17 protein-coding genes are annotated in these 21,157 nt (G+C 68.1%); 7 read left to right on the forward strand and 10 right to left on the reverse strand.

Going from position 1 to position 21,157, the window contains the following annotated elements:
* Positions 1-14: 14 nt before the first annotated feature.
* The gene (locus tag HNR01_RS00225) at positions 15-923 is read right to left on the reverse strand and encodes a hypothetical protein (RefSeq protein ID WP_183665931.1); all 909 of its coding nucleotides are present in this window, start codon (positions 921-923) and stop codon (positions 15-17) included.
* Between the two features lie 433 nt (positions 924-1,356).
* Between HNR01_RS00225 and gloA the strand changes: the two genes are divergently transcribed.
* Positions 1,357-1,797 carry a lactoylglutathione lyase gene (gene gloA, locus HNR01_RS00230; RefSeq protein ID WP_017482636.1) on the forward strand — a complete coding sequence of 147 codons (441 nt, stop codon included), beginning with the start codon at positions 1,357-1,359 and terminating at the stop codon, positions 1,795-1,797.
* A 51-nt stretch (positions 1,798-1,848) separates the two neighbouring features.
* Here gloA and HNR01_RS00235 read toward each other — a convergent pair whose 3' ends face one another.
* Together HNR01_RS00235 and HNR01_RS00240 are read right to left on the reverse strand one after the other, a co-directional pair.
* On the reverse strand, positions 1,849-2,013 hold the full coding sequence (locus HNR01_RS00235; protein WP_017482637.1) for a hypothetical protein: 165 nt from the start codon (positions 2,011-2,013) through the stop codon (positions 1,849-1,851).
* Positions 2,014-2,113: 100 nt separating this feature from the next.
* Complete coding sequence (locus tag HNR01_RS00240; RefSeq protein WP_017482638.1) at positions 2,114-2,623, reverse strand: PAS domain-containing protein; 510 nt, start codon at positions 2,621-2,623, stop codon at positions 2,114-2,116.
* A 676-nt stretch (positions 2,624-3,299) separates the two neighbouring features.
* Here HNR01_RS00240 and HNR01_RS00245 point away from each other — a divergent pair.
* The 3 genes from HNR01_RS00245 (at position 3,300) to HNR01_RS00255 (ending at position 8,838) form a co-directional block, all read left to right on the forward strand.
* Positions 3,300-6,989, forward strand: coding sequence for a PAS domain S-box protein (locus HNR01_RS00245; RefSeq protein ID WP_183665932.1), 3,690 nt, complete (start codon positions 3,300-3,302; stop codon positions 6,987-6,989).
* 152 nt (positions 6,990-7,141) lie between these two features.
* Positions 7,142-8,221, forward strand: a complete 1,080-nt coding sequence (locus tag HNR01_RS00250; RefSeq protein WP_183665933.1) for a sensor histidine kinase — start codon at positions 7,142-7,144, stop codon at positions 8,219-8,221.
* 188 nt (positions 8,222-8,409) lie between these two features.
* Positions 8,410-8,838, forward strand: coding sequence for a SufE family protein (locus HNR01_RS00255; protein WP_026105251.1), 429 nt, complete (start codon positions 8,410-8,412; stop codon positions 8,836-8,838).
* 63 nt (positions 8,839-8,901) lie between these two features.
* Here HNR01_RS00255 and HNR01_RS00260 read toward each other — a convergent pair whose 3' ends face one another.
* From HNR01_RS00260 to HNR01_RS00270, 3 genes are all read right to left on the reverse strand, one after another.
* The gene (locus HNR01_RS00260) at positions 8,902-9,726 is read right to left on the reverse strand and encodes a DUF6456 domain-containing protein (RefSeq protein ID WP_246417341.1); all 825 of its coding nucleotides are present in this window, start codon (positions 9,724-9,726) and stop codon (positions 8,902-8,904) included.
* Between the two features lie 135 nt (positions 9,727-9,861).
* Positions 9,862-10,056 (reverse strand): hypothetical protein, encoded by a 195-nt coding sequence (locus HNR01_RS00265; protein ID WP_017482643.1) that lies wholly within the window; start codon positions 10,054-10,056, stop codon positions 9,862-9,864.
* Positions 10,057-10,217: 161 nt separating this feature from the next.
* Complete coding sequence (locus HNR01_RS00270) at positions 10,218-10,655, reverse strand: Ros/MucR family transcriptional regulator (RefSeq protein ID WP_026105252.1); 438 nt, start codon at positions 10,653-10,655, stop codon at positions 10,218-10,220.
* A gap of 415 nt (positions 10,656-11,070) precedes the next feature.
* Between HNR01_RS00270 and HNR01_RS00275 the strand changes: the two genes are divergently transcribed.
* The 3 genes from HNR01_RS00275 to HNR01_RS00285 all read left to right on the forward strand — a co-directional run bounded on the left by HNR01_RS00275 (position 11,071) and on the right by HNR01_RS00285 (position 17,298).
* Positions 11,071-13,218, forward strand: a complete 2,148-nt coding sequence (locus HNR01_RS00275) for a S9 family peptidase (protein WP_183665935.1) — start codon at positions 11,071-11,073, stop codon at positions 13,216-13,218.
* Positions 13,219-13,381: 163 nt separating this feature from the next.
* Positions 13,382-13,834 carry a hypothetical protein gene (locus HNR01_RS00280; RefSeq protein ID WP_183665936.1) on the forward strand — a complete coding sequence of 151 codons (453 nt, stop codon included), beginning with the start codon at positions 13,382-13,384 and terminating at the stop codon, positions 13,832-13,834.
* A gap of 119 nt (positions 13,835-13,953) precedes the next feature.
* Complete coding sequence (locus HNR01_RS00285; protein ID WP_183665938.1) at positions 13,954-17,298, forward strand: hypothetical protein; 3,345 nt, start codon at positions 13,954-13,956, stop codon at positions 17,296-17,298.
* 3 nt (positions 17,299-17,301) lie between these two features.
* Here HNR01_RS00285 and HNR01_RS00290 read toward each other — a convergent pair whose 3' ends face one another.
* The 4 genes from HNR01_RS00290 to fabB all read right to left on the reverse strand — a co-directional run bounded on the left by HNR01_RS00290 (position 17,302) and on the right by fabB (position 21,111).
* Complete coding sequence (locus HNR01_RS00290; protein WP_017482648.1) at positions 17,302-17,703, reverse strand: DoxX family protein; 402 nt, start codon at positions 17,701-17,703, stop codon at positions 17,302-17,304.
* Positions 17,704-17,760: 57 nt separating this feature from the next.
* On the reverse strand, positions 17,761-18,522 hold the full coding sequence (fliP, locus tag HNR01_RS00295) for a flagellar type III secretion system pore protein FliP (RefSeq protein ID WP_017482649.1): 762 nt from the start codon (positions 18,520-18,522) through the stop codon (positions 17,761-17,763).
* A gap of 67 nt (positions 18,523-18,589) precedes the next feature.
* Entirely contained in the window at positions 18,590-19,423 is an 834-nt protein-coding gene (fabI, locus tag HNR01_RS00300) for an enoyl-ACP reductase FabI (protein ID WP_026105253.1), read from the reverse strand.
* A 461-nt stretch (positions 19,424-19,884) separates the two neighbouring features.
* Positions 19,885-21,111, reverse strand: coding sequence for a beta-ketoacyl-ACP synthase I (gene fabB, locus HNR01_RS00305; protein ID WP_017482652.1), 1,227 nt, complete (start codon positions 21,109-21,111; stop codon positions 19,885-19,887).
* Between the last annotated feature and the right edge of the window lie 46 nt (positions 21,112-21,157).

Here is a 21,157-nt window from a genome sequence, read left to right on the forward strand (position 1 = left end):
GCGTCGCCGAGCGGTCAGGCGCCGGAGGCGGCCCGTTCCGCTTGATGCCGCAGGGCGAGCCGGTAGGTGAGGTCGCTTTGAGCGAGACTGCCGGCGATGAAGCGGTCGAAGGCGGTGACCCAGTGCGGCGTCAGCCGGATGTAGGCGTTGCGCGGCCCCGAGCGGACGAGAAAGCTCCGCTCCTGCGCCACGGCCAGAATGTTGCGCACGTGGCTGCGCGAGACAGCGAAGCGTGGTGCGAGCTCGACGAGATCGGCCTCGCGGATGCGGCTTTCCGGATCGCTGCCGCCCATTTCGAACAGCGACAGCAGGATGATCAGCGCGCTCGTGCTGCTGAGAAAGAAGATGATTTCCAAGTTGCTCCACATCATCGCGATGATGGCGTCGAAGGCGGCTGCGGCCGACCGGGCATGGGCCGTCTGGAAAGCGACGTCGCGCTCGCACGCGGGTTTGAAGCCCGGATCGGGATAAAGTACTTCGAGGGCGGCATAATGGGCCGCCATCCAGTCGCGGTCCCAGGCCAGAAGGCGCTCGGTCGGGCACAGGAGCCGCACCCGGTTGTCCTCCGGCTGCTGCCGGAGTTCGAGATAGCCGGTCTGCACGAGGCGCGCGACGAAGCTGTCGATCAATCTGGGACTGGCGAAGCCGAAGCGGGCGACCGTGTCCTTCAAGTAGGTCAGGGTCGGCCAGCTCGCCTTGTCGGCCGGATCGTAGCCCGCATGCTGGCAGACGATGATGGCGAGCGTGGTGACCCGCCCGGCATCCGCGCCGAACTGAGCAGGAAAGACGCCGGCCTCGTAGACCTTGGCGTGTTCCGAGACGAAGACGCGGCGCGCCGCCGGGAACTCGGGATGGGCCAGGATCTGCTCGGGGGTGGCATGTTCGATCGCGCCGATCCCGCGGATGATCGAGCGCGCTGTCATCGGTTGGAGCTTGGGCGCGGATCGCTGCGTCGAACGAAGGTAGAAAGTCGATCGACAGAGGTTTCGCTTCGATCCTGTTCTCGTCGGGAAGACTGTCTGCTAACGATTCGAAGCGCCTGTGACGAAGCGGCGGCGAATGAATTTTTCCTCGTTCTCAACTTTATCGTCCGCATTATGTAGTAGGCGCCACGCTGCGTCCGTTAAGCGACAAAGCAGTCCGAAGCAATTTCGAAGATACGGCCGATTCGTCAAATGTGCGTTACTTGAATTGTTTGGATGCAAAGTCGTTTTGGCCGACGCAGCACGATCGCATCGCGTCGTGTCGCCCGCCGGTTGAGCCGACGTTGTCGAACTCCCGGCCGCCCATGCCCGTTGACGGGTGTCCTCATCGGTCCAGATAGCCGGCCACCCCCTGTCATTATCCGGTGTGGCCATGGAATTTCTGCACACGATGGTCCGCGTTGCGGACCTCGACCGCGCGCTCGCCTTCTACGTCGACACCTTCGGCCTCAAGGAGGTGCGACGGGTGGAGAACGAGAAGGGCCGCTTCACCCTCGTCTTTCTCGCCGCCCCGGGGGACGTCGAGCGCGCCGAAGCGACGAAGTCGCCCCTGGTCGAGCTGACCTACAACTGGGATCCGGAGGAGTATTCAGGCGGGCGCAATTTCGGGCACCTCGCCTATCAGGTCGATGACATCTACGCCTTCTGCCAGCGGCTGAAGGATGCCGGCGTGACCATCAACCGGCCGCCCCGCGATGGGCACATGGCCTTCGTGCGCTCGCCCGACGGCATCTCCATCGAGATCCTGCAGAAGGGCGGGTCGAAGCCGCCACAGGAGCCCTGGGCATCCATGGAGAACACTGGCACGTGGTGAGTCCGGCGGTGGGCGCCCGCGCTCGATAACGCGGACGCCCAACCGGATCGATCAGGCTTCGACCTTCGGGGTGATGCCGAGTTCGGCCAGCTTGGCGCACACCGCGTCGACCGGCCGCTTCAGCCTCAGGCTGATGACGGACACGGGCACGCCCTCTCGAGCCATGCTGCGCAGGCTCTGGACGGCGTCGAGGCTCCAGTTGGTGTCGACCGACATGGTTTCCTCCGTTCTTCTCAGGCCGCGGGGCGATCCGGCGAATCATTCCTCGGATCGCGTCGCTCGAACGAGGTGGATCGCGGCGTTGCCGGCGGCAACGTCAGGCCGAACATCTGTGCATGCCTGAAAGTTGAGCAGCTCGCAGTGTCGGCCGACCCTGGAGCGGGCTGCGGAACGCGATGCGTCGCCCGGGCCGCTCCACCTTGAGCAGGATGTTGGAGCCGCCGACGAGCGCACCCGTCCTGTCACGCAGGGCCGTGGGATAGGGCATGAAGGCCATTCGGGTGCCGTCCGGCCGTTCGAGCCCGACTTGGACACCGCGAAGCGTGCGGCCTTCCTTCAGAGTGAGCGCCATGGGCGAGAGGTCGTGCGGCAAGGGTGTGCCGTCCGCCTCGAACAGGCGCCACGAGCCGCACCACCGCGCCTTGCCGAGCACGGGGCGAAAGCCCCAGAGCTGCGCGGCCGCGTCGTTGTAGTAGGTCAGCCAGCCGTCCGAGTCCGTGGTGTAGAGGGGGGCATCGATCTGCCGAAACAGATCGGCTCGCGACGGCTCGTGGTTCCAATCCGAGTCCGGCGCGTCGAAATCGTAAGCGAAATCGTCCGTGTTCATCAGGCTCCCCACGACCTGCGGGCATTCGAAATGCCCGCTGCCAGCACTTCGTGCCCCCCTCTGTCATGGGCTCCTGGGGACCCTCCGGCGCTTCGGCCGGATCATCGGGTCCGTCAGCGCGGCGCCGGGGCGCCACCCTCCAGATCGTCCAACCCTTGCGAGATTGTGCCTCGAAGCTTCCGGGGGCGGTCGCTCCTCGACGCCATGAACAGCCTGTCGGCCTGAACTGGGCTCTCTCGCCGGGTCTGATGCGGACGGGTGGTAGAATGCACGTCTCGCATGATGAAGCAAGCACCTCCGTGTCATTTCTCCTATTGAGCCGCATCATCGGATCAGGCGAACTTGCTGCGCTGCAAAATTGGACTGATTCTCATACAATCTGCGGCAATCTTCGTCTCCAGCGATCGGGTGAATACCACTTTTGTTTTATGTTGGACCACGCGGATCCGCTCGGGCGCATCCGGATCAAGCCTCGGGAACCTCCGCGCGATCCGCGCAGTCTGCTTGCGATGCGATTCTGCGGCTGTGATTCGAGGGCCGATCGGGCGGCTTTTCACGGCGGCGGCACTCGCAACGGTGTCGGCATCGGGTATGACATCTCGACCGCCCCACGCCTCGGAAGCGCAGTGTCGATCCCTTGCACAGACCCACGATACGGCCGGCGGAGCCGCGGTCGATGATCGCGGCGTCTGATGCGGTGGAGTGTCCGGCCGGTTTCCGCTTCCTGGAGGAAGGCGGTGTGACCGGTCGAGAGATCCTGTCCCACCCCTGGGTCGACACGCCCCTCGGCCCCCTGCAGGATTGGCCGATCTCCCTGCGCACGACGCTGGCGACGATGTTGTCCTGCCCGGCGGCGATGTTTCTCGCCTGGGGCCCGGAGGGCCTCTCCTTCTTCAATGATGCCTACCGACCGGTCTTCGGCGATCGCTTGCCCCGAGCGCTCGGGGCGCGCTTTCGCGAGATCTGGGCCGACCTGTGGGACGATATCGGCCCGATGGTCGATGCCGCATTGCGGGGCGAGAGCGTGGCTCGCCGCAACCTGCCGCTCGTCATGAACCGCCACGGCGTGCCCGAGCAGAGTTGGTGGAGCTTCACCTACTCGCCCGTGCGCGACGATGAGGGGCGCATCAACGGCATGATCTGCGTCACGGCGGAGACCACCGCCGAGGTGCTGGCCGAACAGGCGCGCCGCCGCAGCGATGACCGCCTGGAACTGGCTCTCTCCGCCGGCGGCAGCATCGGTGTCTGGGATTGGGACGTGGCCGCCGACCGCGTCACCGCTGATCCGCGCTTCGCGGCTCTCTACGGGGTCGATCCGGGCTGGGCGGCGGAGGGCGCGCCGGTCGGCGCCTTCTTCGCCGGCGTGCATCCCGAGGATCTGCCCGACCTGAAAACGCGCATCGATGCGGCCCTGCGCACCGGCGGCCGCTTCGAGGCGGAATACCGCCTCATCCAGGCTGACGGCAGCCTCCGCTGGGTCGCCGCGCAGGGACGTTGCACGCTCGATACGGACGGAACGCCGCTGAGCTTCCCCGGCGTCAGCTTCGATATCACCGCACGCAAGCGCACCGAGCAGGCCCTGCGCGAGAGCGAGGATCGCTTCCGCGGCATCATCAACTCGGTCGACCAGATGATCTGGACGACCCAGGCCGACGGCTACCACGAATTCTACAATGATCGCTGGTACGACTATACCGGCGTCCCCAGAGGCTCGACGGACGGCGAGGCGTGGAACGGAATGTTCCATCCCGACGACCGAGACCGGGCCTGGGCCGAGTGGCGACGGGCCCTTGCCTCGGGTGAGACCTATCAGATCGAATATCGGCTGCGGCACCGTTCGGGCGTCTACCGCTGGGTTCTCGGTCGGGCTCAGCCGGAGCGCGGCTCGGACGGCCGGATCGTGCGCTGGTTCGGCACCTGCACCGACATCCACGACCGCAAGCTCGCGGAAGACCGGCAGGCGTTCCTGCTCGGCCTGAACGACCGGCTGCGGGAGGCGGACGATCCGCAGGCGGTGACGCTGGTCGCCGCCGCGACGCTCGGCGCCCATGTCGGCGCGGCCCGCGCCGGCTATGGCGAGATCGACGAGACGGGCGAGATCGTGCGGGTCGAGCGCGATTGGACCCGCGCCCCCTCGGTGACGAGCCTTGCGGGCCAATCGCGTATCCTCGACGGATTCGGTCCGGCCGTGATCGCGGAATTGCGGGCCGGACTCACCCTCGTCGTCGAGGATTGCTACGCCGATTCCCGCGCTGGGCCGACCTACGCGGCGATGTGGGATTCGATCGGCTGCCGGTCGCTCGTCGTCGTGCCGTTGATCCGCGACGGTCAGTTGCGGGCGATCCTCTACCTGCACGAGCCGCAACCGCGGCTCTGGCGCAGGGAGGAGATCGGACTCATCGAGGACGTTGCCCAGCGTGTCGGCCACGCCGCCGACCGCGCCCGTGCCGAACAGTCCGAGCGTGCCAACGCCCGCGAATTGCGCCTGATCACCGACGCGCTGCCGGTTCTCATCGCCCTGTTCGACGCGGCCGGCCTGTGTCGCTTCGCCAATGCCGCCAGCGCGGATTGGTTCGGTCTGGATCCGGCCGAGGCGGTCGGACGACCGCTCGCCGCCCTGGTCGGCGCCACGGCGTCCGCCGAGGCGCAATCACGCTTCGAGATCGCGCGCGCCGGTCGTGAGGTGCGCGCGGAGCGGGCCTGGCCACGCCGGGACGGCAGCTCCCGCATCGCCGACATCCGCTACCTGCCGCGGCCGATGCCGGACGGCTCGACCGAGGGCGCCTACCTGTTCGTCTCGGACATCTCCGACGCCAAACGCATCGAGGCGATGCTGGAGCGCGAGGTCGGCGAGCGTACCCGCGAGCGCGACCGGCTCTGGCAGACCACCAACGATCTGATGGGAACGGCTGCCGTCGATGGCCGTCTCCGGAGCGTCAATCCGGCCTGGGAACGCCTGCTCGGCTGGAGCGAGCGGGAGCTTCTCGAGCGGCCCTTCCTCGCCTTCATCGACCCCGAAGACCATGCCGGAACCGGCGCGGCGCTGGCCCGGCTCGGAAGAAGCGAAGGAAGAGGCGAAGGGAGCGCGGATTTTGTCGATCGTATCCTGACCCAGGATGGCCGGAGGCGGACGGTGATGTGGACGGCGGTGCCGGAGGGCGATTGCTTCCATATCGTCGGCCGCGACATCACCGAGCAGCGCCTCGCCGAGGAGCAGTTGCGGCAGGCGCAGAAGATGGAGGCGGTCGGTCAGTTGACCGGGGGCATCGCCCACGACTTCAACAACCTCCTGACCGGGATCGTCGGTTCGCTCGATCTGATGCAGACCCGAATCCGGCAGGGCCGGGTCGATTCGCTGGAGCGTTACGCCCAAGCCGCCCTCTCCTCGGCCCACCGTGCCGCGTCGCTGACCCATCGCCTCCTCGCCTTCGCCCGGCGCCAGCCGCTGGAGCAGAAACCGGTGGATGTGAACGCACTCGTCACCGGGATGGAGGAGATGCTGCGGCGCTCCCTTCCCGAGCAGGTCCGTCTCGAAATCGTCGCCGCAGGGGCCGTCTGGCCGACGCTGTGCGATCCCCATCAACTCGAGAACGCGGTGCTCAACCTCGCCATCAACGCCCGTGACGCGATGCCGGAAGGGGGACGCCTGCTGATCGAGACCGGCAACGCGCTTCTGGAACCCGGCGATCTGCGCCTGCATCCGGAGGCGCGCGAGGGCGCCTATGTCTGCCTCCGCGTAACCGATTCGGGCGTCGGCATGCCGCCCGACGTCGCGGCACGGGCCTTCGAACCGTTCTTCACCACGAAGCCGCTCGGTATGGGAACGGGCCTCGGCCTGTCGATGATCTACGGCTTCGCCCGCCAGACGGGAGGGCATGTCAGCATCAAATCCGAACCCGGCCGGGGCACCACGGTAACGATCTACCTGCCCCGCCATCACGGCGCCCTGCCGGACGAGCCGGAGCCGACTGCCTTGCCGGAACCGGTGCGGTCGGAGCGGAACGAGACGGTGCTGGTGGTCGAGGACGAGCCGATCGTGCGCGATCTCGTCGTGGAGGTGCTGGGCGAGCTCGGCTACCGAACGGTCGAGGCCCAGGATGGACTTTCCGGTCTGGAGGTCGTGCGCTCCAACGCGCGGATCGATCTTCTCGTGACCGATGTCGGTCTCCCCGGTCTGAACGGACGCCTGCTCGCCGATCAGGCCCGCAGCCTGCGGCCCGGCCTGAAGGTGCTGTTCATGACGGGCTACGCCGAGAACGCCCTGTTCGGGGGCGGCCGCCTCGATCCGGACATGCAGATGATCACCAAGCCTTTCCCGGTCGAACTGCTGGCTGCGCGCATCCGCGAGATGATCGAGCATTCGTGAAGCTTGACCTTGGAGCGGCGCGGCGCGAGGGCTTGCCGGACCGAGCGCAATTACCGACTTGTGGACGGCCCGGAACGGCCAATCCCTGGGGACGTTGACCGGCGCGGAGATACATTCGTTTCCAAGCTGCCAAGAGCGAACAGACGAGCGGAATGGGTGCTGACACGCCAGAGGGCGGCTTTCCAGGGAAGGGTGTGACCGAGACGCCGTTCGACCTCGGTGACGGCTTCCGCCGATTCGCAGACCACGTGCCGCTGATGATGTGGCGGACGGATGATTCTGGGCGCTCCACCTACCACAACGAGTGCTGGCTCCAGTTCACCGGACGGCCCTTGGCCGACGAGATCGGCGACGGGTGGCGGAATGGACTGCATCCGGACGATTTCACGCGTCACGCCGAAATCGTCGCGAGGGCGTTCGAATCGCGCCTGCCGTTCACCGTCGAGTTTCGCCTGCGCCGCCACGACGGCGCCTATCGCTGGCTTCTCAATACCGGTCGCCCGCTCGAGGAGAACGGGGTCTTCCACGGCTATCTCGGATCGTGTTTCGACATCACCGACCGTAAGAACGCCGAGGAACATGCCGAGCACGCGCTCGTCGAGAAGGAAACGCTGCTGGCGGAAATCTACCATCGGGTGCGCAACAACCTCCAGGTGATGGTGAGCCTGATCGGCCTTTATGGCCGCGCCGCACCGGAAGCATGCCGCGGCAGCTTCGATGCTCTGGGGCAAAGGGTGCGGGCCATCGCCCTGGTGCAGCAGCATCTGCACGAGGCGCCGCACATCGCCTCGATCGACTTGCGCGACTACCTGCGCCGTCTCGCCTCGGGCCTCGGGCAACTGCGCCGGGCCGGGCGGATCAGCGTGGTCATCGAGGGGGAGGGCACAAGCCTGGTCGAGCCTCGCACCGCCAACGCGCTCGGAATGATCGTCGCGGAGATCGTCGCGGAGTGCCTCGACGCCACGAATGATTCGGTGACCTGCGGCATCGTGATCCGCATTGATGCTGGCATCGGTGCGCCGGTGGGCCTCTCGATCGTCTCCAGCTCCGGCGAGGCCGCCGCCGCGGGGCGGGAAGGCGTTCCGAAGCTCGGCCCCCGCCTCATCGCCGCCTATGCCGCCCAGGCCGAGATCGCCGTCAGCGGGACTGCGACGGAAGCCGATCCGCTGCTGCTGCAACTGCCGGAGGCGCGAGGCTACGTTCCGCCCTCGCTCCCGCCCGCCCTTCGCTGAAGCCTCGGTCCCGCGACGTGTCCCTGGAAGGCGGAGCCAAGCCGATGGGAGAAGGCGGTTAGAGCGCGGCGATCCGGATCTTCCTGCCGAATCCGGAATCAGCCACATCGCTCTCACGCCTCGCAGTGCTGCCGCGCGCTCGCTATATCGACGAGATCGATGCCCCGCCCGTCTTGAACCCGAGTGCCATGCTGCCCGACCTCGACACCATCATCCAGAACTTCGAGATCCTCGACGACCCTCTGGATCGATACGAGTATGTGATCGAACTCGGCAAGCTGATGCCGAAGATGCCGGACGACGCCAAAGTCGAAGACAACCGCGTTTTCGGCTGCGAGAGTCAGGTCTGGATCGACGTCTCGCAGGCAGATGCCGCCGGCCAGCCGGCACTGAAGCTCAACGGAGACAGCGACTCCCATATCGTGAAGGGCTTCGTGGCGTTGATGGTTGCCCTCTACGACGGGAAGACGCCCGATCAGGCGATGGAAGCCGACGGCTTCGATCTGCTCAAGCGTCTCGATTTCGGTTCGCACATCACATCCAAGCGCTCGAATGGCGTGCGCGCCATGGTGGACCGCATCCACAAGGATGCGGCCCGCTTGAGAGCGCTGAACTGATCGTCTGAAACGGGTGCGTGCCAGACGTCGGCGCGAGAGGCCTGTGACCTGTCCCTGTGCCGGTCACGACGGGGTTGGTGTCCGCTCCGCCGTGAGACGCCAGGCGCGGCTGCGCGCCCGGTCCGGCCCTGTCGCTTCGGACGCGAGGCCGTAGTGTTCGGCGAGGCGTCCGAGGGCGATGCGGGCTACGACCTTCGCTGACCGCGCCGGCCAGCGCCGCTCCGACTCGATCCGCTCCAGGCCCTTGAGGAAGCCGCACAGGTCGATCAGCAGCCCCGAAAGATCCGAGCCCACCGCCGCCAGGGCGAGGTCCACGCGCTGACGCGCAGCGATGACTCGGTCGGAGGCCGAGGCCGGGTCGCGCGGACCGCCGCCATCGACGCGCGGCGCGGTCCAGTCGGTCGAGAGTTGCGGCAGCATCTGCGCCGATGCGAGGTCGTGGCGCAACCGCTCCCCCGCGGCGAAGGCGGCGGCATCGATCATCGGCGCACCGTCGCGTCCACGCCGCCGCGCCATCCACGCCAGCGGGCTCTCGGCCGTGTCCCGCAAGCGCTCCGACTCGCCCGACCGCTCCCGCACGAGGGCGAGATGCTGTGTCCGGAAACTGTCAGGTCCGCAGGCCTCGGCGCGCCGAAGGCGGGCTCGCCCCGCCGCTCCGATCACGAGACGATTGCGTCGCCCATCGTCGCGCGCCGCGAGATCGGCCGCCAACAGCGCCTCGCCGGCCCGTGCGGAAAATCGTCCTGCGCCGAGCGAGACACCGCGACCACCGCCGCGCACGATCAGCGTCTCGGGCGCGCTCGGGTCGGGGAAGGCGTAGGCGCCCTCGGGCCCCAGCGCCACCAGAAGGCGCTCGGCTTCACGGCCGAGATCGCCCGATTTGTTCATGTTTTGTTCTAAAGCCATCTCAGCACCTGACCGGATCCAACGTCAGGAGGCTAAGGGAAAATCGTCCTAATACAAGTCTTGACAGAAAGTTTTGCACCTGGGAGTTGCGCCGTCACGCTTGCCTTACGCGACGTCTCAGCCCTGCGCTGGCTTGGTCGGCGGCTTCTTGAGGATCTCGGTCACCTCGTCCACGGACTTGTCGCGCACGTCGTAGCCCATCCGCTCGAAGCGCTCGATCAACGCATCGCTCTCACTCGCGGAGCGGGCGGCCCACTCTGCCAACGCGATGTTGGTCTTGGACAGTTGTTCGGGAAGGTCATCGTCGCTCATGTCGGAAGAATGCAGCAACGGTTGCTCCGTTCCACGACAAGCTTTTCGAGAAGTCGATTCTTTAGCACCTGTCGGCCAGATTGACCGTGACGAGATCGAACCACTGCGCCGATCTCGGTGCGGCGCAGTGGGTGTGGCGTAGGGCTTTGATCCGGATGGAATCAGGCAGCCGCGTCGTAGCCCGGTCGCACCTGACCGAGACCGATCGCTTTGGCGAGGTCGGAGCGGGCCTTGGCGTAGTTCGGCGCCACCATCGGATAGTCGGGCGACAGGCCCCACTTGGCGCGGTACTGCTCCGGCGAGAGGTTGTACTTCGCCCGCAGGTGGCGCTTCAGCGACTTGAAGGTCCGCCCGTCCTCCAGGCAGACGATGTAATCGGGCTGAATCGACTTCTTGATCGGAACGGCCGGCTGCTGCGGCTCCTGGGCAACGGGCTGCGGCGCAGCGGCGCGGCCGCTCGCGACCTGGAGCAGGGCGCCGTGGATGTTGCCGATCAGACCGGCGAGTTCAGCAGCCGGCACCGGGTTGTTGCTCACGTAGGCGGCGACGATGTCGGCTGTGAGAGCGACGTAATCGACCGACGGCTCGGTTTCGTTCATGGTCTCGATGATCCCTTCGCGGTGCATCGCGCGCAATCGATCCAGCCCAGTGTCCAGCGGAAAACAGACAGGAAAGGGCCGGCTTGTGCAATCGTGCCGCTTGTTTTCGGTTTTGAGTGACGCCCCCTCAGTCACGGTCTCTACCTAGAACATCTAAATTAGACCTGCAAGACAGAGCGGGTATGCACAAGTGAACGGGTCCGCCGCTTCCGGGACGTGCACAATTTAGCGTGAATGCTCAGGCTCTTTTCGCCCCAGTGGCAGCGGAGCTGAGCTTGCCGATGCGACCAACGATGCGATCAGTGCAGGCGCTGCGCGCCTTGCGGCCGGCGATGCGGCGCGGCACACCCCCTGTCATCCCACACCTTCACCTCCCGCACGTTCACCTGCCATGCGTTTCGACCGGAGTTCGGCGATGACCTTCGAACCACCCGCCTTCGCCCTGCCGCCCGCGGCGCCCGCGGCCGAGGCGCGCCCCCACGCCTTCGAACTCTTCGGACGGCGGGTGGAGGACCCGTTCGCGTGGCTGAAGGATGCGAACTGGCGCGCGGTGCTCAAGGACCCGTCGGCGCTCGCGCCGGATATCCGCACCTATCTCGAGGCCGAGAACGCCTATGCCGAGGCGGCGCTGAGCGGCGCCGCGGCTCTCCGCAAGTCACTCGTCGCCGAGATGCGCGGGCGTATCCGCGAGGACGACGCCTCTGTTCCCGAGCCCGATGGTCCCTTCGCCTACTATTCCCGTCACCGCGAGGGCGGGCAGCACCCGCTGATCTGCCGCCGCCCGCGCACGGTCCACCGCATCGCCGAGCAGCCGGAGGACGGCGAGACCGGCGAGCAGATCCTGCTCGATGGCGACAAGGAGGGCGAAGGTCTCGCCTTCTTCGAGATCGCCGGCGCGGCCCATTCCGACGACCATCGCCTGCTCGCCTGGGGTGTGGACACCAAGGGTTCGGAACTCCACACCATCCGCGTGCGCGATCTGGAGACCGGCGAGGACCGTCCCGAGCGAGTGGAGTCGACGGCGGGCGACGCGGTCTGGAATGCGGCGGGCACCGCCTTCTTCTACGTGGCTTTGGATGAGAACCACCGTCCTGCCCGTGTGATGCGCCATCGCCTCGGCACCGATCAGGCCGAGGACTCGATCGTCTACGAGGAGGCCGATCCGGGCTTCTTCGTGCATATCGGCCGCACCCAGTCGGGCAGCTACCTGACCGTCACAGCAAGCGACCACGAGACGGCGGAGGTCCATCTCCTCGATCGCGCCGACGACGAGGGCGCGCTCCGCTGCGTCGCGCCCCGCGAGGAGCGGCTGATCTACTCGGTCGAGCACTGGGGCTCGTATCTCGTCATTCTGACGAATGCCGACGGCGCGGTGGACTTCAAGATCGTCACCTGCCCCCTCGATGCCACCGCCCGCGAGAACTGGCGCGACGCGGTGCCCTATCGGCCCGGCACCATGATCCGGCACCTGCACGTGCTCGGGAATCACCTCGTTCGGCTCGAACTGGAGAACGCCCTGCCGCGCATCGTCGTGCGCGACATGAAGGGGGACGAGCACACCGTCTCCTTCGCGGAGGAGGCCTACTCGCTCGGCCTGCTGCCCGGCTACGAGTTCGAGACGGCGCGTATCCGCTTCACCTACTCGTCGATGACGACGCCGGCCGAGACCTACGACTACGATTGCGTGACCCGAGCCCGCATCCTGCGCAAGCGCCAGACCGTGCCGAGCGGCCACGAGCCCGCCGATTACGTCACCCGCCGCCTGTTCGCGACGGCCCCGGACGGGGAGAGCGTGCCGATCTCTCTGCTGCATCGCCGCGGGCTCGCGCTCGACGGCTCGGCACCGCTGCTGCTCTACGGCTACGGTTCCTACGGCACGCTGATGCCGGCGGGCTTCCGCACCAACCTGCTCAGCCTCGTCGATCGCGGTTTCGTCTACGCCATCGCCCATGTCCGCGGCGGCACCGAGAAGGGCTGGAACTGGTATCTCGACGGCAAGCGCCACAAGAAACCCAACACCTTCACCGATTTCGTCGCCTGCGGTCGGGCGCTGATCGAGGCGAATTACACCGCGCAGGGGCGCATCGTCGCCCATGGCGGCAGCGCCGGCGGGATGCTGATGGGCGCGGTCGCCAACCTCGCGCCGGAGCTCTTCGCCGGCATCGTCGCCGACGTGCCCTTCGTCGATGTGCTCAACACCATGCTCGACGCCGACCTGCCGCTCACGCCGCCGGAATGGCCCGAATGGGGCAATCCGGCCGAGAGCAAGGCGGCGTTCGAGACGATCCTGTCCTACTCGCCCTACGACAACGTGGCGGCCAAGGCCTACCCGGCGATTCTGGCGCTCGGCGGCCTCACCGATCCGCGCGTGACCTACTGGGAGCCGGCCAAATGGGTGGCGCGGCTGCGCGCCACCATGACCGGTGGCGGGCCGATCCTCTGCAAGATCAACATGGAGGCCGGTCACGGCGGTGCCGCCGGCCGGTTCGATCGCCTGGAGGAGGTCGGCCTCATCTACGCCTTCGCCCTGATGGCGGCGGCGCGCGCGGCCAAACCGGCCTGACCACCGTCAGCGCCGGCCGCGAGGGGGCGTGGCCGGCACTTCGACAAAATCCCGCCGATAAGGCAGAACGGCGCCCGCAACTTCGCTGCGCCGCTGCAGCAGAGAAGAAGCAGAGCATAAGATCAAAATAATAATGAAACACGATCGGTCAGGGAGAGATACGATGAAACACCTCGCGATCGCAGCCGCTGTTCTGTTCGGGCTGCCGCTTGCCGCCGTGGCCGAGGAGGTGGCGCCCAAACCGGCGGCAGAAGCGGCGAAGTCCGCGACCGAGGCGGCGACGGCCACACCCGGCACCGTTCCGGATGGCGCTCCGAAGGCGCCGCAGACCGCTCAAGAGCGTCAGGAGGCGAATGCCGCCAAGCTCGCCGGCCTCGTCCGTTTCGTCGGCGAGTCCTGCAAGGAGGCGCAGCCCGATTACGAGCGGTTCAAGTCGGTGGTGGCGGCCATGGGCGTCGATCTCGACGCGATCTCGAAGGGCGCGCTGCTCATGCGCAGCATGAGCTACACCGAAGCCTATCGGAAGAACGTCGATGAGAGCTGCCGCAGGGCGCAGGAGATGTTCGGTGAGAAGGGCACGGCGATTCCCGGCCTCGTGCTGCGCAAGGCCTCGTGACCGCGGCGGCGTTTTAAGCGCACGTTCACCGCGCTGAGCGAGAGTGCCCGCACGAGTGGCGTTCGGCGCCTGGTCTCCGTCCGAGACCGGGCGCCGCTGAGAGACGGGCGTTTCGCGCGATGGGGGGACGGGCCGGTCAGGGAAAGCGGCTGCGTCCGGGCAGGGTTCTGCTGCGCGCCGGTCTCGCCGTCGGTCTCTGCGCCGCCGCCTCCGCCGCAGAGGCGGCCCGCCTCGTCTCGGCCAAGGGCGCGCAGCCTTCCGAGGGCTACGGCCGGATCGTCCTGACCTTCGATGAGCCGGTCGCGGTCAAGGCGCGGCTCTCGGGCGCGATCCTTGTCCTCAGCTTCGGCGAGGCCGTCGGTGCCGGCCCCGAGCGGATCGTCGCGGGCATGCCGGACTACGTCAGCGTGGTGCGGCGCGATCCCGACGGATCGGCCCTGCGCCTCGCCCTGCAGCGTCCCTACCGGATCAACGTGCAGGACGCCGGAGAGCAGGTCTTCGTCGATCTGCTGCCGGACGACTGGAAGGGCTTCGTCCCGCCGCTCCCCAGTGAGGTGGTGGTCGAACTCGCCCGTCGGGCCGCTGCGGCCGAGGCGAGCCTGAAAGCCCGCAATCCGGCCCCCGTGCCGCGTCCGCTCACCCTCGAAATGGCCCACGCCGATCGGCGGACACGGCTCTCCTTGCGCCTGCCGGAAGGCACCGAGGCCGCCTTCGCACCGAACGGCGCGGGGACACGCCTGACGCTGCCCGGAGCATGGCGGATCGACGACCTCGGCCTACGGGGGCGTCTTGCCCCCGGTATCGGCCGTGTTGCCGTTGAGACCGAAGCGGGCGAAGCGCGCATTATTGCAACCCCTGCCGAAGGAGTGACGCTCGCCACGGCGCGGGATGAGGATGTCGTCACGATCGACTTCCTTGCCAAGCCGACATCCGCGGAGGCGCCGTCCGCCGCCATCGCCCAGAGCGAGGCGAAGGACGCGCCGAAGGAGCCGCCTCGGCCGGCAACACCGGCCGGCCCGCAGGCCGGTGATCCGTCGCCGCGCCGCACGGCGCCGCCTTCGGCCTCGGTGACGCGCAAGGCGGGCTCGGGACTCGTCTTCCCCTTTACAAAGCGCGTGCCGGCGGCCCTGTTCGAGCGCGGCGGCATCGTCACCCTCGTCTTCGCTACGACCGATCCGGTCGCCGTGCCGCCGTCCGGAGCCAGCGGCCTCGTTGCCCTCGCGCCCCCGCAGCGCAGCGGCGGCTTCACCGTCCTGCGCTTTACCGCACCCACCGGCCGGCTCGTGGACCTGCTTCCGGTGACCGATCCGGGCGGATGGGAGCTGGTGGCCGGCGACGGCCTCTCTCCGAGCGAGAGCCTGACCGCCCAGCGCGCGCCCGCCGCGCAGGGACGGCTCGGAGTCGCTCTGCGACTGCCCGAGGCCGGACCGGTCGGCTGGTTCGATCTCGATGGTGAGCGCATTGCCGTCGTCACCGCCGATGGCAGCCGTCCAGCGGGGGTGGTCAAGGCACAGCGCTTCGTCGAGTTCGAGCTGCTCCCGAGCCGCCTCGGAATTGCCGTGCTCGCCCACGCCGACGATCTCATCGTGCGGCCCGACCTCGACGGCGTGGCGATCGGCCGTGAGGGCGGAAGGGAGGGTCGCGAGAGCGGGCTCTCGGTCTCGGGGGTCTCCCGTCCCGCCGACCCGCCCGTGGGTACCGTCACGGAACTCGCGATCGAACGCGAAGCCTGGGAAAAGGCCCAGCGGGGCGACGTGCGCGCGACGCTGCGGGAAGGCCTCGCCGTCGCCGTCGAGGCTCAGCGTCGCGACCGCGGCGGCGCCCGCCTCGCGCTGGCCCGCACCCTGATCGCCAATGATCTCGACGTGGAGGCGCTCGGCGCGCTGAATGCCGCCGCCGCGGATGACGTCGTGATCGACGGCGACCGGCAGACGGTCCTGCTGCGCGGCATCGTGCTCGCCCGGATCGGGCGGGCCGAGGAGGCGCGCAAGCTCCTGTCCGACGAACGGCTCGCCACCAATCCGGAAGCCCGGCTCTGGCGGGGCTACGCCGACGCCCTAGCCGGTCGCTGGAGCGAGGCGGCGGTGGCCCTCCGTGCCGGCGAGTCGGTGCTGGAGCGCTACCCCGAGCCTCTTGCGTCGCTGTTCCATGCCGCCGCGGCCGAGGCCGCGGTCGAGACCGGCGATTGGGAGGCGGTGACGCGCGAGTCGCTCGCCGCGACCCCGGCCGCCACAGAGTACACTCGGGACCGGCTGACGCTGCTGCGCGCGAAGATGGACGAGGCGACCGGGCGCGGCGCGGCGGCGCTGGCCGCCTACGAGACGCTGCGGGATCGGGCACCCTGGCCCCTGGCAGCCGAGGCGACGCTGCGCGCGGCCGCCCTCGGCCACACCCTGGGAAAGACGCCTCTGCCCGAGGCGATCGACCGGCTGGAGATCCTGGCCCTGACATGGCACGGCGGACCGACCGAGATCGGAACGCTGGGCGCGCTCGGGGGCCTCTACGAAGAGGCCGGACGCTGGCGCAAGATCTTTACCACCGCGCGCCGCGCCAACGCCCTCAACCCCCAGGCACCGATCGCGCGCGCCCTGCACGAACGCGCCATGACCGTCTTCGAGGACCTGTTCCTCGGCCCGCGTGGCGAGCGGCTCGGCGGTATCGAGGCGCTGGCGCTGTATTTCGACTTCAAGGATTTCGCGCCGGCGGGCCGCCGGGCCGACGAGATCGTGCGGCGCCTGGCCGACCGCCTCGTCGCCCTCGACCTGCTCGATTCCGCCGACGAGTTGCTGCAGTACCAGATCGATCACCGCCTGGAGGGGGCAGCCCGCTCCTCAGTCTCGGCCCGGCTCGCCACGATCCGGCTGATGGAGGGCAAGCCGCTCCAGGCGCTGCAGACGCTCGACGCGACACACCTGCCCGAACTCGCCGAAGATGTGCGCCGCGCCCGTGCGCTGCTGCGCGCCCGCGCCCTGTCGGACCTGTCCCGCACGGATCTCGCCCTGGAGACGGTCGAGGGCGAGACCGGGGCCGATGCCGAGCGGCTGCGCGCCGACATCCTCTGGGCGGCCCGTCGCTGGCGCGAGGCCGGGGAGGCGCACGAGATGATCCTGGGGCCGGCATGGCGCTCGGGCAAACCCCTCGACGAGACCGCACGGGCCGATGTGATCCGCGCCGGCATCGCCTACGGGCTCGCGGGCGAGTCCCTCGGGCTCGAGCGGCTCAAGGCGAAGTTCGCCGGGTTGATGGCGGAGAGCGCGGATGCCCGCACCTTCGCCATGCTGACGCGACCGGACGCGCCCCGTTCCGCCGCCTTCCGCGACGCGGCCCTGCGTGCCACCAAGGCCGAGACCCTCGCCGCCTTCCTCTCGGAATACCGCAAGCGCTACCCTGACAGCGCCGTGCCGGAGCCTGGCAGCGCCGCGACCGGGAACCGGGCCGAGGCGCCGTCCTCACCGCCGGGGTGACGTTCAGAAGGTGCGGCGGCCGCGCTGCGCGTCAATGCTCCACGGACCCGGGCCGGCGAAGGCGATGTAGAGGAAGACGAAGCAGTAGAGGATCGCCGCGTCTCCGCCGTTCAGCGCCGGGAAGAAGCTCTTGGGTGCGTGGGCGATGAAGTAGGCGAAGGCCATCTCGCCGGAGAGGATGAAGGCCACGGGCCGGCTGAACAGGCCGATCAGGAGCAGCGCGCCGCCGACGAGTTCGAGCAGGCCGGCGATGCCGGACATTGATAGAAGGGGTGGGTTCATCGCGCTCGGCGGAAAGCCGAGGATCTTCTGCGTGCCGTGCGCCATGAAGATCAGCGCCGAGACGATCCGCAGAACGCTCAGCATCCGCGGAGCCCATCGTGTGGTGACGCTCGTGAGATCCATGTCACGACTTCCTCTCAACGCGAAGGCCCGCAACCTCGAATCGTAGTGCGGCGGACTTCACCCTCCGTAGCTTTGAATCAGAGACCCCGCCACCAGGGTCCATCCGTCGACCAGAACGAAGAAGATCAGCTTGAACGGCAGCGCGACGGTGGCCGGCGGCAGCATCATCATGCCCATCGCCATCAGCACCGAGGCGACCACGAGGTCGATGATCAGGAAGGGGATGAACAGGAGGAAGCCGATCTCGAAGGCGCGCCGCAGTTCGGAGATCATGAAGGCGGGGGTGACGATCTCGAGGCCGATCGCCTCCGGACCCGCCGGGGCCGGCTGGCGGGCCATGTCGAGGAAGAGCTTGAGGTCCTTCTCACGCACGTTGCGCAGCATGAAGGTCTTGAAGGGGGCGGAGGCCCGTTCGAAAGCCTGCGACTGGCTGATCTGACCGGCGACCAGCGGCTCGACCCCGGTCCGGTAGGCCTCCCGCGCCGTCGGCGCCATCACGAAGGCGGTGAGGAACAGGGCGAGGCTGACCATCACCGTGTTGGGCGGCGCGGTCTGGGTGCCGAGGGCCGAACGCAGGATCGACAGCACCACGACGATCCGGGTGAACGACGTCGCCATCACAAGCACTGATGGCGCGAGTGCCAGGACCGTGATGAGGGCGACGAGCTGGAGCGCCCGCTCGGTGGTGCCGCCCGCGCCGAGATCGAGGGTGACGCTCTGCGCCCACGCAGCGCCCGAGCCGCCCGACAGCAGCAGGGCGGTCAGGATCGTCGTCAGGAGGGAGGATCGCGGCAGGAGCCGGCGGGGGAGGGGGATCATCGCGGGCCGCACCCTGCGGCGTGACGCGGTCGCGCACAAGCGACGCGACGACACGCTGCCGGCGGGATCACACGTCGTCGCCGACGACGCCCGCCTCGTCCTGGGCCTGAAGCACCGCCGGGCGGGGCATTGAGATGATGTTGTAGCCCGAATCGACGAAGTGGATTTCGCCGGTCACGCCGCCCGAGAGATCGGAGAGAAGGTAGAGGGCGGAATTGCCGACATCGTCCAGCGTCACCGTGCGCCGCAGCGGGGCGTGCGCCTTCTGATGATTGTACATCAGCCGAGCATCGGCGATGCCGGCGCCGGCCAATGTCCGCATCGGGCCGGCCGAGAGCGCGTTGACGCGGATGCCGTCGGGGCCGAGGTCGCTGGCGAGATAGCGGACCGACGCTTCGAGTGCGGCTTTGGCCACGCCCATCACGTTGTAGTTCGGCATCACGCGGGTCGAGCCGGCATAGGTCAGCGTCAGCAGCGAGCCGCCCCGCGGCATCCGAGCGGCGGCGCGCTGGGCAATTTCTGTGAAGGAGAAGCAGGAGATCGTCATGGTGCGCGAGAAGTTCGCGCGGGTGGTGACGTCGACGTAGCGACCCTTGAGCTGCGCCTTGTCCGAGAATCCGATCGCGTGGACGATGAAGTCTATGCCGTCGGGGAAGCGCGCGTCGAGGGTGGCGAAGGCGGCATCGACGGTGGCGACGTCCTCGACATCGCAGGGCAGCACGATGTCGGAACCGACCGAGGCCGCGAGCGGCGCCACTCGGCGCCCCAATGCCTCTCCCTGATAGGTGAAGGCCAGTTCCGCGCCGTGCCGGTGCAGGGTCTTGGCGATGCCCCACGCGATCGAATGATCGTTGGCGACCCCCATGATGAGGCCGCGCTTGCCCGCCATCAAACCCGTCATTCTCTCATCCGTACGCGTTCGGTCCGGCGCCTCGACGCCCCGCCCGAGGCTTAGCCCGCCGGGCGAGGGCCTGTCCACGCGTGCCGCCCGATTGCGCGGCTGCAACGGCCTGCAACCGGCCGGGCGGGGCATGAAAAAGCCCTGGCGCGAAGGCAACGGGGCCGGAGATAGGTCAAGAAAGAGCGGCGCGTCCTCAGAAGTAGCCGCGGGTCCCGGCCTGCGCGTCGTCGATCAGGGTCTGCTTGGCACGCACTGCAACGGTCGCAGCAACAGCGATGCCAGTCACGGTGAGCAGAGCGAGGGCGACGAACATGATACCAACCTGCCTATCGAAGCAGGAACGCGGATGCAATTGATCCGTTCCGCCGATCCATCAGACGAGGGGTCGGCTTATGCTTGGCTATAGCTTCGCAGTTGCGAAAGCTGCGCCGCCGCAACGGCGGCAGAGATGGCGGCAGCGATCAAGCGTCCGGGTGCTTGAGCACCAGCGTAGCGTTCGTCCCGCCGAATCCGAACGAGTTCGACATGACATGGCCGAGCTGTGCCCCGTCCCGGCGCTGGCGCAGGATCGGCATGTCGGCGAAGGCCGGGTCGAGCTCGTCGATATGCGCGCTCTCGCAGATGAAGCCGTTGTTCATCATCAGCAGCGAGTAGATCGCCTCCTGAACGCCGGTCGCGCCGAGGGAATGTCCGGTCAGCGACTTGGTGGCCGAGATCGGCGGGCAGGCGTCACCGGCACCGAACACCTCACGGATCGCCTCGATCTCCTTGTCGTCACCGACGGGCGTCGAGGTCGCGTGCGGATTGATGTAGTCGATCCGGGCGCCCTTCAGGTCTTCCATGGCCTGGCGCATGCAGCGCACAGCGCCCTCGCCGGAGGGAGCGACCATGTCGTGGCCGTCGGAGGTGGCGCCGTAACCGGCAACCTCGCCGTAGATCCGAGCGCCGCGGGCCTTGGCGTGCTCGTACTCCTCCAGCACCAGCACGCCGGCGCCGCCCGCGATGACGAAGCCGTCGCGGTTGACGTCGTAGGCGCGCGACGCCCGCGCCGGGGTGTCGTTGTAGCGCGAGGACATCGCGCCCATGGCATCGAACAGGACGGAGAGGGTCCAGTCCAGCTCCTCGCAGCCACCGGCGAAGATCACGTCCTGCCGGCCGCCGCGGATGATCTCGGCGGCGTTGCCGATACAGTGGTTCGACGTCGCGCAGGCCGAGGAGATCGAGTAGTTCACGCCGCGGATCTTGAACCACGTGGCGAGCGTGGCCGAGGCGGTCGAGGACATCGCCTTCGGCACCGCGAACGGTCCGACGCGCTTGGGGCCCTTCTCGCGGGCGATGGCGGCGGATTCGACGATGGTGCGGGTCGAGGGGCCGCCCGAGCCCATGATGATGCCGGTGCGGTCGTTGGAGATCTCCCGCTCCTCCAGACCGGCATCGCGGATCGCCTGATCCATGGCAATGTGGTTCCAGGCGGTGCCGCCGCCATGGAAGCGCATGGCGCGGCGGTCGACGACGCCCTCCGGATCGATCGTCGGCGCGCCCGCCACCTGGCTGCGGAAGCCGTGCTCGGCCTGCGCGTCGGAGCGCGCGATCCCGGAGCGGGCCTCGCGCAGGGAGGCCAGAACCTCCTGGGTATTGTTGCCGATGGACGAGACGATGCCCATCCCGGTGATGACGACACGCCGCATGATGGCTCGTGCTGCTTGGCGCCGCGGCTGATGCGGCGTTTCCTCG

It is taken from the genome of Methylorubrum rhodesianum, from assembly GCF_014199985.1.
GTDB lineage: Bacteria > Pseudomonadota > Alphaproteobacteria > Rhizobiales > Beijerinckiaceae > Methylobacterium > Methylobacterium rhodesianum.

What these genes read in the sequence shown, in the direction of transcription:
- HNR01_RS00225 (WP_183665931.1), bottom strand. Translation starts at nt 923, where the DNA reads ATGACAGCGCGCTCGATCATCCGCGGGATCGGCGCGATCGAACATGCC.
- gloA (WP_017482636.1), top strand. Translation starts at nt 1,357, where the DNA reads ATGGAATTTCTGCACACGATGGTCCGCGTTGCGGACCTCGACCGCGCG.
- HNR01_RS00235 (WP_017482637.1), bottom strand. Translation starts at nt 2,013, where the DNA reads ATGTCGGTCGACACCAACTGGAGCCTCGACGCCGTCCAGAGCCTGCGC.
- HNR01_RS00240 (WP_017482638.1), bottom strand. Translation starts at nt 2,623, where the DNA reads ATGAACACGGACGATTTCGCTTACGATTTCGACGCGCCGGACTCGGAT.
- HNR01_RS00245 (WP_183665932.1), top strand. Translation starts at nt 3,300, where the DNA reads ATGATCGCGGCGTCTGATGCGGTGGAGTGTCCGGCCGGTTTCCGCTTC.
- HNR01_RS00250 (WP_183665933.1), top strand. Translation starts at nt 7,142, where the DNA reads ATGGGTGCTGACACGCCAGAGGGCGGCTTTCCAGGGAAGGGTGTGACC.
- HNR01_RS00255 (WP_026105251.1), top strand. Translation starts at nt 8,410, where the DNA reads ATGCTGCCCGACCTCGACACCATCATCCAGAACTTCGAGATCCTCGAC.
- HNR01_RS00260 (WP_246417341.1), bottom strand. Translation starts at nt 9,726, where the DNA reads ATGAACAAATCGGGCGATCTCGGCCGTGAAGCCGAGCGCCTTCTGGTG.
- HNR01_RS00265 (WP_017482643.1), bottom strand. Translation starts at nt 10,056, where the DNA reads ATGAGCGACGATGACCTTCCCGAACAACTGTCCAAGACCAACATCGCG.
- HNR01_RS00270 (WP_026105252.1), bottom strand. Translation starts at nt 10,655, where the DNA reads ATGAACGAAACCGAGCCGTCGGTCGATTACGTCGCTCTCACAGCCGAC.
- HNR01_RS00275 (WP_183665935.1), top strand. Translation starts at nt 11,071, where the DNA reads ATGACCTTCGAACCACCCGCCTTCGCCCTGCCGCCCGCGGCGCCCGCG.
- HNR01_RS00280 (WP_183665936.1), top strand. Translation starts at nt 13,382, where the DNA reads ATGAAACACCTCGCGATCGCAGCCGCTGTTCTGTTCGGGCTGCCGCTT.
- HNR01_RS00285 (WP_183665938.1), top strand. Translation starts at nt 13,954, where the DNA reads ATGGGGGGACGGGCCGGTCAGGGAAAGCGGCTGCGTCCGGGCAGGGTT.
- HNR01_RS00290 (WP_017482648.1), bottom strand. Translation starts at nt 17,703, where the DNA reads ATGGATCTCACGAGCGTCACCACACGATGGGCTCCGCGGATGCTGAGC.
- fliP (WP_017482649.1), bottom strand. Translation starts at nt 18,522, where the DNA reads ATGATCCCCCTCCCCCGCCGGCTCCTGCCGCGATCCTCCCTCCTGACG.
- fabI (WP_026105253.1), bottom strand. Translation starts at nt 19,423, where the DNA reads ATGACGGGTTTGATGGCGGGCAAGCGCGGCCTCATCATGGGGGTCGCC.
- fabB (WP_017482652.1), bottom strand. Translation starts at nt 21,111, where the DNA reads ATGCGGCGTGTCGTCATCACCGGGATGGGCATCGTCTCGTCCATCGGC.